The organism is Roseobacter sp. (assembly GCF_039970775.1).
In the GTDB taxonomy this organism is placed as follows: domain Bacteria; phylum Pseudomonadota; class Alphaproteobacteria; order Rhodobacterales; family Rhodobacteraceae; genus Roseobacter.
The window spans coordinates 15,518-27,474 of record NZ_JBDVLG010000017.1 but is presented as its reverse complement, the minus strand read 5'-3'; the positions used below and the strand labels follow the sequence as shown (position 1 = coordinate 27,474).

Annotated in this window: 11 protein-coding genes; 9 read left to right on the top strand and 2 right to left on the bottom strand. The window is 58.4% G+C overall.

The genetic code is table 11. From position 1 onward, the window contains the following. Positions 1 to 67: 67 nt before the first annotated feature. On the bottom strand, positions 68 to 1,696 hold the full coding sequence (locus tag ABJH13_RS03120) for a PLP-dependent aminotransferase family protein (protein WP_348404757.1): 1,629 nt from the start codon (positions 1,694 to 1,696) through the stop codon (positions 68 to 70). A 176-nt stretch (positions 1,697 to 1,872) separates the two neighbouring features. Between ABJH13_RS03120 and ABJH13_RS03115 the strand changes: the two genes are divergently transcribed. From ABJH13_RS03115 to ABJH13_RS03095, 5 genes are all read left to right on the top strand, one after another. Next, complete coding sequence (locus ABJH13_RS03115) at positions 1,873 to 4,077, top strand: molybdopterin-dependent oxidoreductase (RefSeq protein ID WP_348404756.1); 2,205 nt, start codon at positions 1,873 to 1,875, stop codon at positions 4,075 to 4,077. 48 nt (positions 4,078 to 4,125) lie between these two features. After that, on the top strand, positions 4,126 to 4,461 hold the full coding sequence (locus ABJH13_RS03110; protein ID WP_348404755.1) for a cupin domain-containing protein: 336 nt from the start codon (positions 4,126 to 4,128) through the stop codon (positions 4,459 to 4,461). Between the two features lie 14 nt (positions 4,462 to 4,475). Further along, positions 4,476 to 4,787 (top strand): 4Fe-4S binding protein, encoded by a 312-nt coding sequence (locus ABJH13_RS03105; protein WP_348404754.1) that lies wholly within the window; start codon positions 4,476 to 4,478, stop codon positions 4,785 to 4,787. Continuing rightward, positions 4,784 to 6,133: an FAD-dependent oxidoreductase gene (locus ABJH13_RS03100; RefSeq protein ID WP_348404753.1), complete on the top strand. Its 1,350-nt coding sequence runs from the start codon at positions 4,784 to 4,786 to the stop codon at positions 6,131 to 6,133. The genes ABJH13_RS03105 and ABJH13_RS03100 overlap by 4 nt, the downstream gene beginning before the upstream one ends. Before the next feature lie 145 nt (positions 6,134 to 6,278). Further along, the gene (locus ABJH13_RS03095) at positions 6,279 to 7,532 is read left to right on the top strand and encodes a molybdopterin molybdotransferase MoeA (RefSeq protein ID WP_348404752.1); all 1,254 of its coding nucleotides are present in this window, start codon (positions 6,279 to 6,281) and stop codon (positions 7,530 to 7,532) included. A gap of 80 nt (positions 7,533 to 7,612) precedes the next feature. Here the strand turns inward: ABJH13_RS03095 and ABJH13_RS03090 are convergent, their stop codons facing one another. Further along, positions 7,613 to 8,011, bottom strand: a complete 399-nt coding sequence (locus ABJH13_RS03090; protein WP_348404751.1) for a DM13 domain-containing protein — start codon at positions 8,009 to 8,011, stop codon at positions 7,613 to 7,615. Positions 8,012 to 8,162: 151 nt separating this feature from the next. Here ABJH13_RS03090 and ABJH13_RS03085 point away from each other — a divergent pair, with 151 nt between their 5' ends. The 4 genes from ABJH13_RS03085 to arsJ all read left to right on the top strand — a co-directional run bounded on the left by ABJH13_RS03085 (position 8,163) and on the right by arsJ (position 11,939). Further along, on the top strand, positions 8,163 to 8,744 hold the full coding sequence (locus ABJH13_RS03085) for a TetR/AcrR family transcriptional regulator (RefSeq protein WP_348404750.1): 582 nt from the start codon (positions 8,163 to 8,165) through the stop codon (positions 8,742 to 8,744). A gap of 134 nt (positions 8,745 to 8,878) precedes the next feature. After that, positions 8,879 to 9,706: a helix-turn-helix domain-containing protein gene (locus ABJH13_RS03080; RefSeq protein WP_348404749.1), complete on the top strand. Its 828-nt coding sequence runs from the start codon at positions 8,879 to 8,881 to the stop codon at positions 9,704 to 9,706. Then, the gene (locus ABJH13_RS03075; protein ID WP_348404748.1) at positions 9,703 to 10,701 is read left to right on the top strand and encodes an ArsJ-associated glyceraldehyde-3-phosphate dehydrogenase; all 999 of its coding nucleotides are present in this window, start codon (positions 9,703 to 9,705) and stop codon (positions 10,699 to 10,701) included. The genes ABJH13_RS03080 and ABJH13_RS03075 overlap by 4 nt, the downstream gene beginning before the upstream one ends. Then, positions 10,698 to 11,939 (top strand): organoarsenical effux MFS transporter ArsJ, encoded by a 1,242-nt coding sequence (gene arsJ / locus ABJH13_RS03070; protein WP_348404747.1) that lies wholly within the window; start codon positions 10,698 to 10,700, stop codon positions 11,937 to 11,939. The genes ABJH13_RS03075 and arsJ overlap by 4 nt, the downstream gene beginning before the upstream one ends. The last annotated feature ends 18 nt before the right edge of the window (positions 11,940 to 11,957 follow it).

Sequence of the window (11,957 nt, the reverse complement as noted above, 5' to 3'; positions counted from 1 at the left end):
AAATGCTATTTTTACCGCGAAGCGGTGCAAAAACCGAACCACGCAAAGCGCGGACGCCCCTGCCCCCCTATTGCACGATCTCTGAGATGATCTCGACAGCATGGGCAATCTGTTTTTCATCCAGCGAAGAATACCCCAAAACCAACGTGCGGTCCGGCGCGGATTCGTCGAAATCATACGCGGCACCGCTTGAGAGCGCGTAAACGCCCACGCCTTTTGCACGGGCGCGCTTTTGGATTTCGCGCGCGGGGGGCAAATCTGGTGGAAGGTGCCAGACAAGATGCAACCCGCCTTCATGGCCCGACACATCGACCCGGCCAAAACGGGCTGTCAATTCGGCAATCAGACAATCCCTACGAGCACGGTAGACCTTGGTTAATTTCCTGAGATGGCGGTCAAAATGACCATCCATCAAAAATTCCGACAGGGCGCGTTGTTCCAACCACGATTGCCCGTTGCTCAACCGCGCCTTTAACAGACGCGCCTCGCTCCAATAGCGGCGCGGCACAACAGCAAAGCCAATCCGCAACCCCGCCCCCACTGATTTGGAAAACGTGCCCACATAAAAAACGCGCCGCCCCTCATCAAGGCCAGCAAGCGCCATCAACGGCGGGCCATCATAGTGAAAATCGCTGTCGTAGTCGTCTTCTATGATGTAGCTGTCCGTTTCCTCGGCCCACCGAAGCAAGGCAAGTCTGCGGTTCAACGGCAGTGTCGCACCGGTTGGAAACTGATGCGAGGGGGTTACGTAAATCAGGTTATGTCTAGAATTGGGCAGCTGGTCCGTTCTGAGCCCTTCGCTATCCAGCGGCACCGGGTCGATTTCCAGATCCCCCGCCCGGAACACCATCGAGGCCCCCACATAGCAAGGTGTTTCGATGCATAGCCTTTCGGATCGCGACCCCAATAATTCGGTCACCAGATTGAGCGCCTCTTGCCCCCCGGATGTGACAATAATCTGGTCGGCGCTGACCACGACCCCACGGCTGCGCCCAAGATATTCGGCGATAGCGCGGCGCAACGCGGGCAACCCGGCGGGGTCGCAGTAATCCGTGAGAAATTGAGATTCGCGGTCCAGCAACCGTCCGACAATGCGCCGCCAGATCGACAGTGGGAAACTGCTGGTGGCCGAACGGCCGACCCAGAAATCAAGGGCGGGCCTGTCGCTTTCGCCGCCCGGTTCCCCGGCAAAACACAACACCGCTTCGGGGGATTCGTCCGGTCTGGGTCCGTTGTCGGGCGGCACCCTGCTTCTGATCAACAACAGATCATCGGGCGGGATCTCGGCCACGAAAAACCCCTTGGTGCTGCGGGGTTCGACATAGCCCTCAGCAACCAGCCGGTCGTAGGTCAAACTGATTGTATTTCGCGACACACTATAGCGTTGCGCCAGGTTTCGGGTTGGCGGCAAGGCGACCCCAGCCGCCAGACGCCCATCGAGTATCATCGCGCGAATCTGATCGAAAAACTGTATTTGCAGCGGTTTTGTTGCGTCGATATTAAAGATAAATTCCAGATCTAGGCCCCCCTTTTCCCATGGTTCGTGTCGGATGCAGCACCAACACCCCGATACCGGTGCCGCGGCGAGGCTCTTTGGACAACAATATCCATTTTGGATGTACAGCGGCCAAACCCCGGCCGCCCACCCAGACCGGATATTGGTAAAATCACGGCACTTTAAACGTGGTATGCTCAATAAATATACACGGTTTGAACGCAAAGTCGGCAATTTTCTGGTGGTTCGGTTGGCACCATCACTTTTGGACCACTTGGACCTTTTGGCGACCAAATACCTGCACCTATGATCCTAAAACAGTCGAAACGACCGACAAAAATATAATCCAAAGCCACCAACAGCCCGGAGGGCCTTTTATGAATCTCCCAGTCAACAAGAAGAAATTTTTAGGCGCATGTCCGCAGGACTGCCCTGACACATGTGCAATGGTTTATGATGTTGAAGATGGTAAATTGACGAAAGTCACCGGCAATAAGGATCACCCGATCACCCGTGGTGGCCTGTGCGTGAAACTGAAAGATTTCGCTGAACACCACTATAACCCTGACCGTATTTTGTACCCCATGCGGCGCACCGGGCCCAAAGGTAGCGGCCAATTTGAACGCATCACCTGGGACGAAGCCCTCGCCGAAATCCGCGACCGTTGGACCGGGATCATTGATGAGTTTGGGTCTGAGGCGATCATGCCCTACAACTATTTGGGCCATGAGGGCACGATCAACGGTCTGTTTGTGGGTGATGCGTTTTTCAACAAACTTGGCTCGACCGTTGCCGAGAAAACGTTTTGCGCCTCTGGGTCGTCGACCGCGTGGTTGATGACGGTTGGCCCAAGCGGCGGTGTGGATCCCGAGAGTTTTGCCCATTCCAAATACATCGTGTTGTGGGGCGTGAACACGATGACCACCAACCTGCACCACTGGCCCATCATTCAGGAAGCCCGCGAAAAGGGCGCGAAGGTTGTGGTCATTGACCCGGTATCGACGCGCACGGCCAAGGCGGCAGATCTGCACATCCGGCCAAGACCGGGGACCGACGCGGCCCTTGCCCTGGGGATGATGCATGTGATCATCACCGAAGGTCTGGCCGATGAAGATTGGATCGCAGAACACACCCACGGCTACGAAGAACTAAAGGCGCGCGTGCTGGACGAATACGCGGTTGACCGCTGCGCCGACATCACCGGCGTGCCCGCAGATGTCATTCGTGAATTTGCCCGTGAATATGCCACGACAAAGGGTCAGGCCATCCGGTTGGGTGTGGCGCTCGAACGCAATCGCAACGGCGGTCAGGCGATCCGCGCGATCACGTCGCTTTCAGGTTTGGTTGGGGCGTGGCGCTATCCCGGTGGTGGCGTGCTGGAAATGCCGCTGTGGGAATTCCCGCTGAACTATGACCACATCTGCCGACCCGATTACATCAAACCGGGCACGCGGGTGGTAAACCTGACACGCATTGGCGAGGCGTTGACCGAACCCAAAGATGGCCGGCCGCTAAAGTCGTTGATGGTGTATAATGCCAACCCGATGTCGCAAGCACCCGAGCAAAACAAGATCCGTGAAGGGTTGATGCGCGAAGATCTGTTTGTCGTATGCAGCGAGCTTTTCGTGACAGATACAGCCAAATACGCCGATATTCTGCTGCCCGCCTGTATGCAGGCAGAACAAGAAGAGCTGATGTTCTCGTGGGGACATTTCTATTTTACCTATAACCACAAGGCCATCGAGGCACCGGGTGAGACCGTACCCAACACCGAACTCTTCCGCCGTTTGGCGAAGGTCATGGAATTTGACGGTGACGATTGGCAGCGCCCAGACGATCAGATGATCAAGGATTACGTCAACTGGGACTCGCCCTTGATGGACGGCATCACCTACGACCTGCTGCGCGAGGAAGGGTATGCGCGGCTCAAGATCGGCGATGTTGCGACCCGCACACCTCACGCCGAAGGTAATTTCCCCACGCCCACCGGCAAGTTGGAATTCCTGACGACACAGGCCGATGACGGGAACTTTGTCGCGCCGCCATGGCGTTCGATGTACACCGAAATGCAGCCCGGCGAAGAGGTCGACAAGCTGCCCGGTCATGCCGAACCCTATGAAAGCGTCTCGTCTACGCCTGATTTGGCTGGCAAATACCCGTTCAGCATTATTTCGCCGAAATCCCACGGGTTCTTGAACTCGCAATACGCCAACGAGACGACGCAGCAACTGCGTCAGGGCGAACAGATTGTGATCATGAACGAAGAGGATGCGCGTGAACTGGGCATTGTCGAAGGCCAGATGGTGCGTGTTGGCAATGATCGCGGCGAATTTGTGGGCCGGGCGCGGGTCGGCACGGATGTGATCCGCGGTGTTGTTTCGGCGTCGCTGGGGTACTGGCCGGGACTGTCGTTGACCGGCACTGCCGTGAACTGCGTCAGCTCGGACCGCAATGCCAACCTTGGGATGGCGCCGACCTATTCGGACAATCTTGTGGAGGTCGTTCCCGCGAACCTCGACAATATTAAACCAGGAACGGATGCCAAGCAGGCAACATCTCCCAAAATTGCAGTGCGCGCTTAAGGCGCGCACCGCCCCCACGACCGACGACCTAAACTTAAGGAAAATAACATGACTATCCAAAAATACGCCGATATCGTTCCTGCCGATCTGCCTGCGATTGACATGCCGGGCGTTGATGCGCTGATGAAAGATTTTGCGACCAAAAGCAGCAGCGGCGCGCCCGTCACCTTTGGCATGTTCCGGATGAGCAAAGGCGAGCCTTTGGCCTATGATTACGAATTCGATGAATACAAGCTGGTGCTTGAAGGCGAACTGGCCGTCAAAGACGAAAGCGGCAATACAACCACCTTCACCGCCGGTGACGTGATCGAATTTGCCAAAGGCACCAAGGCGGTATTTTCATCGCCTTCAACGGCGTTGACGTTTTACGTCGCCCAACGCTGAGCCAGAGCACATCGATGACACATATCGTTACCGAAAACTGCTCCAGCTGCCGTTTTACTGATTGTGTGTCTGTATGCCCCGTGAATTGTTTTCACGGGGACGCAGACCGCCTTTATATTGACCCTGATCTTTGTATCGATTGTGGCGCGTGCATTCCCAAATGCCCCGTTGGCGCAATTGTCGAAGACATCGACATATTGGGGTCGCCCTTGATCGAACTGAACGCCGAACAAGCCGCGTTGCTGCCCGTGATCAAGGCCAAACAATCCCCGCTTCCGGGGGCAGACGCGCGTCGTGATACGCTTATTTCGGAGGGGCTGGTGTGACCCAAACAGTCGCAATTGTCGGCAGTGGTCCTGCGGGGTTTTACGCCGCCGAAGCGCTGTTAAACGCTGATGCCACGGTGCAAGTTGACATGTACGAACGCCTGCCTGTGCCCTTTGGTTTGGTGCGGTATGGAGTGGCGCCTGACCACCAAAAGTTAAAAAGCGTCACGGCTGTGTTTGAGACCACTGCCGCCCATTCTGATTTTCAGTTTATGGGCAATGTCACGGTCGGAGAAGACGTGACGGTCCATGAATTAACCGCCGCCTACGATGCTGTCATCATCGCCACTGGCGCCATATCTGACCGCAAGCTGAAGATCCCCGGCGAAGATCTGCCCGGCAGTGTGTCTGCCACTGAATTTGTGAGTTGGTACAATGGCCACCCGGACTTCCGGGACCACAGTTTTGATCTGTCGCACCCCAACGTTGTGGTCGTTGGCAATGGCAATGTCGCCTTGGATGTGAGCCGTATTCTGGCGAAAACCCCACAGGAGCTTGCCGTCAGTGACATCTGCGAACACGCGCTAGAGGCCCTGTCTGCCAGCCAAGTCACTGATATTATTGTGGTTGGTCGGCGCGGCCCGTTGCAGGCCAGCTTTTCCATTCGGGAGCTGCGTGAATTTAGTATGTTGTCGGATGTGGAACCCGTCTTTGACCCCGCCGAGATTGATGCCGCAGGGGCAACCCCCGAAGAGCTAAAAGATGCGGCACGGATGATTGGCATCTTGAAGGGGTTTGCCCATCCCGATGCCCCGCGCACCGCGTCAAGGCGCGTTCATTTTCGGTTCTTGCTTTCGCCTGTGGAAATCCAAGGGAAAGACGCGACCGAAGCGGTTGTTTTGTCGCGCTGCACGCTCGAAGGACCCGCGTTTGAGCGGCGTGCGCGGTCGACGCAAGACCGCGAAACAATTCCCGCAGGGCTGGTTTTGCGCAGTGTTGGCTACCGTGGGCGCCCCCTGTGTGGTGTCCCGTTTGACGATGCTGCGGGTGTGGTTCCGTCCCAGCAGGGCCGTGTGACCGGCACCCAAGGGCAACCCATCGACAAGCTATATACCGCAGGCTGGATCAGACGTGGCCCGAGCGGCATTATTGGCACCAACCGCGAATGTGCGAGCGAAACAGCAGAAGCTGTGTTGGCAGATCTTGCCGCATCTGAGGCGCCCTGCGACCCAGCGTTGCGGTCAAAATTGCTTGTGCGGCTGGATGCAGGGACGTCGGCCAAGATTGATCTGGCGGGTTGGCACCGTATTGATCAAATCGAACGCATGGCGGGTGAAGCCCGTGGAAAACCGCGGGAGAAACTCACATCGGTGCCCGAAATGCTGACTGCGGCGGCCGCACTCTGACGCCCGTCTTAAAGGCATGGGACATCAATGCGCAGGCACTTTTTACCTGAATTTTTACTCGCAACGTATTGTTTTTAAATCCATGTTCGCCGGTCGGTAAAACCTTTAAACCCCATTGAAAATCTGCGCAGAAAGACCTGAACGGATGACCCTACATTCCCCCCCGCCCACAATTTGTGACCTCACTGGGCGCCATAACATCCGCTTCAAAGATGCGCTTGGGCTGGCCCGCACGTTCGCGCCCAACCAACCAACGCCACAGCAAGTTCCGCTCTCATCGAGCACTGGCCGCGTCTTGTCCGCGCCGCTTTTTGCCGCGCATTCTGTCCCCCCTTTTGCGAATGCCGCGATGGATGGGTATGCCATAGCGCAACGCGATCTGGACCGCGCCGCATACGGCCTGCCCTTGGGCCCTGCTATCTTGGCTGGGCACGCCCCCAAAGACCGACCGCCCGGTGCCGCCAGCCCCATCACCACAGGGGCCCCCATGCCGGTGGGCGCCGATATCGTGATTGAACAAGAACGATGCAGCCTGCGTGGCGGGCGCATGTTTTTGACCACCCCGCCATCGGACAAACCACATGTCAGAGCCGCCGGCGAGGATGTCAAATGCGATGCGCAACTTGCGCCTGCTGGCACGATCATGTCCCCCAGATTGGCGGCATTGGCCTCGGCAACCGGGTTGAAAACAATAGCGGTTCAAGCGCCTTTGCGTATCGCACTTGTCTCAACCGGGGATGAGCTTGTCGCAGCAGGAGAGCCGTTAAGCCCCGGGCAAATACACGATTCCACGCGCATGTTTCTGTCCGCAGAATTGCAAAAACCCGCGCTCCGGTTGATAGACTTTGGCGTGCAGCCAGACCACCCCCAGCCGGTGGCCGAGGCATTGCGCGCGGCTGTCGCCACGGCAGATCTAGTGGTGACCACCGGCGGGGCGTCAGCCGGGCGCGCCGATCCGATCAGGGCCGCCCTGACCGAAACGGGCGCGACAGAGCTCTTTCACGGGGTCAAAATGCGCCCCGGAAAACCGCTTGGGCTGCACCATCTTGACGGCGTGCCGATCGTGACCTTGCCGGGCAATCCCTTTGCCGCGATCGTCGGGTATTATTTCGTGGTGCGTGCCATGATCGAGACGTCTCTTGGCGCCAATATCTTTGATACGGCGCAGGTCGACGCGCGTTTATCGGCTGATTTTGTGCGAAGACGTGAGGTCTTGGAATTCGCCCCTGTACGACTTCGTACCGACCAAGGCAGTGCACGGCCGACGGCTACGATCATTGCGCGGGGCAGTTCTGCATGTCTGTCGCCTTTGGTCGCGGCAGACGGCCTTGCGGTCCTGGGTGGGCGCGGCAAACTGCTGTCAGCCGGAACGCACGTATCTGTGCTGAAACTACATTAAGCCACCCGCGTTTACCTACCTTGGTATACGGATCGAGCCGCGCACATAAAGGGCGCGCGGCTCGTCAGAGCAAAAGCCCCTTAGCTCAGGGATGCAACACCCAATGGCACGCCAAACTGCAAGCACCAGATGTAGACTTCGTTGAAATCATCAACGTTGATCGTGGGCGGCACCACGTAGATCTGCAGACCGCTGATGTTTTGCAACGCACCCAAATCGCTGGCCTCAACGAATTTGCCATCAGAGCCGAACCCAACCCGTGGGTCAGGCGCGCCATCAAGGCTGAAATCAGTGTCGAGGATAACAATCGCGCCGCCGTCCGCGGTTTTGACGATCTGAACACCACCAGTTGTGATGTGATCGCTTGCCCCGGTGAAGGTGCCGTGTGTGGCCGGTGCTTCTGCGGATGCAGAGATCGGTGCGAATGTGATGACTGCTGCTGCAACAACGCTCAATGATTTTGCGACGATATTTTTCATGTGTTTTCCTTTGGTGTGGTGGGCGGCGATATGCCGTTTCGTGTTTCGGTGATTGATCATCTAGCATTAGGAACCGAATAGTTCCAAACACGTTTTCGTGATTGGGTACTGATCAGTTCCAAACTTGGAAAACCCGTGCTATACCACCCCCATGGCAAGACCACGCGAATTTGACACCGACGAAGCCCTCGCGAAAGCGATGGATGTATTTTGGGAGCACGGCTATGCCGATGCCACCCTGCCGGACCTTCTGGCGGGGATGAACCTGACACGTGGCAGTCTGTATAAAGCGTTCAATGACAAAAAGGCGCTCTATATGCGCGTTCTGAGCAGATATGACGCACAGGTCGTGAGCGGCGCGGTCGCGTTGCTTGTGGACGATGATCAAGAGGGATGGGCGCGGATCTTTCAGGTGTTCGATTCTATCGAAGAAGCGGTGCGTTCGGGCGACCAGCGCGGGTGTCTTTTGTGCTCGGCCATTGCCGGGCCCGCCGCCTACGACAGCGACATCGAAACCATGGCAACAAAGTCGCTGGAGCGGATGTTGGTTGGCTTCGAAACCGCGCTCGCGGATGTGGTACCCCCGACGATGTCAAACGCGCTGGCGCATCACCTGGTCGCGCAATACGTCGGCATGCGCGTTATCGCGCGAAAGGACGGGGCGCTGGACACCCTCGGCAAGAGCACCGCCGCCTTAAAGCACATCGCAACGCGGTTGAGCCCCAACGACTGAAACCACACGGCATTGATACCGCCCCCAGTTTGTTACCTATTGGTCGTCGAGCCGTTGGGTATGGCCGCGCCCTGACAACAACCGCCTTGTCGGATACCTATTGCGCCCATCAATATTTCATATATTCATGAAATATGGAAAAAGAAGCACTCTTACGCCTGTCGACCCTTAGCCACCCGCAACGGTTGGGCATTTTTCGTCTGCTCATGCGGCGCTACCCAGATCAGGTTCCCGCAGGGGAAATCGCATCGGCCTTGACGCTCAAGGCCTCGACGACTTCGGTGTATCTGGCCGCATTGACGGACGCAGGATTGATCCGGCAACGCAGACAAGGCACGTCGCTGCGCTACAGCGCCAACACGCAGGCCGCAGGCGCGCTGATCAATTTTCTGGTCGTTGATTGTTGCCGAGGGCGGCCCGAATTATGCGCACCCGTCGCCACCGCCACGCTGCGCTCACAATACAACGTGTTGTTTCTGTGCACCGGCAATTCAGCCAGATCGATCTGCGCCCAAACCATCTTGCGCGATCTCGACCCAACCCGGTTCGCCGTCTATTCTGCGGGGACGCAGCCCAACGATCAAATCAACCCGCTGGCGGTCGATATCCTCACATGTAAAGGCCACGATACCGCGCGCCTACGACCCCAACCCATGTCGGACTTTCAAACCCCCGACAGCCCGCGCATGGATTTCGTCTTTACGGTGTGCAACAGCGCCGCAAATGAGGATTGCCCAACCTGGGAAGGCCAGCCGATCAGCGGCCATTGGGGCCTGCCCGACCCCGCCAGCGCCAAAGGCCCCCTCGCAGAGCGCCGCCGCGCCTTTGAACACACCTACACCGCGTTGCACGCCCGGATCGCGGCGTTTGCCGCCCTTCCGCTGGCCACGCTGGATGCCACATCGTTGCAAAACGCCATTGATGCCATTGGCATCGCCCCCCCAAAAGGACACTCCGCATGACAACCTACGCCCTTAACGGATTAGGCCGCATTGGCAAACTGGCCCTGCGCCCCTTGCTGGAACATGGCGCGCGTATCGCCTGGATCAACGACGCCGTGGGCGACCCCGCCATGCACGCGCATTTGCTGGAATTTGACACCGTGCATGGGCGTTGGCCCGCGACCTTCACCGCCGATGATGACAGCATCGCAATAGACGGCACGCGCCTGCCGGTACACCGTGAAACCGATTTGGCCAACCTGCCGTTGGATGGCGTCGATGTGGTGATAGACTGCACCGGCGTCTTCAAAACCCAAGCCGCCCTTGCCCCGTATTTTGCCGCGGGCGTCAAAAAGGTGGTGGTTTCGGCCCCGGTAAAGGACGGGCCCACCGCGAATATCGTCTATGGTGTGAATTCAGACACCTACGACCCCAACCAACACGACATTATCACCGCCGCCAGTTGCACCACCAACTGCATCGCCCCGGTGGTCAAGGTGGTGCACGAAAACCTTGGCATCAAACACGGGTCCATCACCACGATCCACGACGTGACCAACACCCAAACCATCGTGGACCGCCCCGCCAAAGACCTGCGGCGCGCGCGGTCGGCGTTAAATTCGCTGATCCCCACCACCACCGGCAGCGCCACGGCGATCACGTTGATTTACCCCGAACTGGCGGGCCGGTTGAACGGCCATGCGGTGCGGGTGCCGTTGCTGAACGCGTCGCTGACCGATTGTGTGTTTGAGCTGGAACGCCCCACCACCGCCCAAGAGGTGAACGCCCTGTTTGCCGCCGCCGCCGAGGGCCCGTTAAAGGGGATTTTGGGGTATGAAACCCGGCCGTTGGTCAGCGCCGATTACACCAACGACCCGCGATCAGGCATCGTGGATGGGCCATCAACGATGGTGGTCAATGGCACGCAGCTAAAGGTCTATGTGTGGTACGACAATGAATGGGGCTATGCCAACCGACTGGTGGATGTGGCCCGGATGGTGGGCGCTGCGTTATGACACCCCCTCGCGCCGGGGCGGCCTATGCGGCGGTCACTGCGGCCTATTGGGCGTTCATGCTGACCGATGGCGCGTTGCGCATGTTGGTGTTGCTGCACTTTCACACGCTTGGGTTTTCGCCGGTGCAACTGGCCTACCTGTTTGTCCTCTATGAGATCGCGGGCGTGGTCACCAACCTCAGCGCCGGGTGGATCGCCGCACGCTTTGGCCTGACCACGACGTTATATGCGGGCTTGGCGCTACAAGTGGCCGCGTTGGTCGCGCTGGCGCAGTTAAACCCCAGTTGGGCCGTCACCACATCGGTCATTTTTGTGATGGCGGTGCAAGGTGCATCGGGCGTGGCCAAAGACCTGTCAAAGATGAGCGCGAAATCAGCCGTCAAGGTGCTGGCCCCTGCGCAGGACGGGGGGTTGTTTCGGTGGGTCGCGGTGCTGACCGGGTCCAAGAACGCGGTAAAGGGCTTGGGCTTTTTGCTGGGGGCGGTGTTGCTGGGTTCCGTTGGGTTAAAACCGGCGGTTTTGGGCATGGCGGCGGTTTTGGCGGTGATCTTGGTGGTGATCGCCCGAACCATGCCACCGGGCCTGCCGCAGGGCCGCAAAGATGCCAAATTCCGCGAGGTATTGTCCAAAGACCGCAACATCAACTGGCTCAGCTTTGCGCGGGTGTTTTTGTTTGCCGCGCGCGATGTGTGGTTTGTTGTGGGCATCCCGGTCTATTTCTACGCGGTGCTGTCAGATGGCACAGACGCCGGCAACCGTGCCGCGTTTTTCACCATTGGCAGTTTTATGGCCCTGTGGATCATCCTTTACGGCGGTGTTCAGGCTGCGGCCCCCGCCCTGCTGCGCGCCAAACACCGCCCCTTGGGTGCGCTGGTGCGGGATGCGCGGCGCGGGGCGGTGGCCCTATGCACCGTGCCCGCAGCCCTCGCCGTTGCCAGCGCCCTGCCCATGGGTCCAGCCCCGTGGCTGACGGTCTGTCTGGTAGGCGGGTTGTTGGCGTTTGGCGCATTATTTGCGATCAATTCAGCGTTGCATTCATATTTGATCCTCGCCTTTTCGACCAAAGACCGAGTCACCATGGATGTGGGATTTTACTATATGGCCAACGCCGCCGGGCGGTTGGTGGGCACGGTCTTGTCGGGGGTGACCTACCAACTGGGCGGCCTGCCGCTTTGTCTGGGCACGGCGGCAGGTTTGATCGCGCTGAGCGCTTTTGGCGCGTCGCGATTACGCAGCTGACGGCCTGCGCCCCCCTTG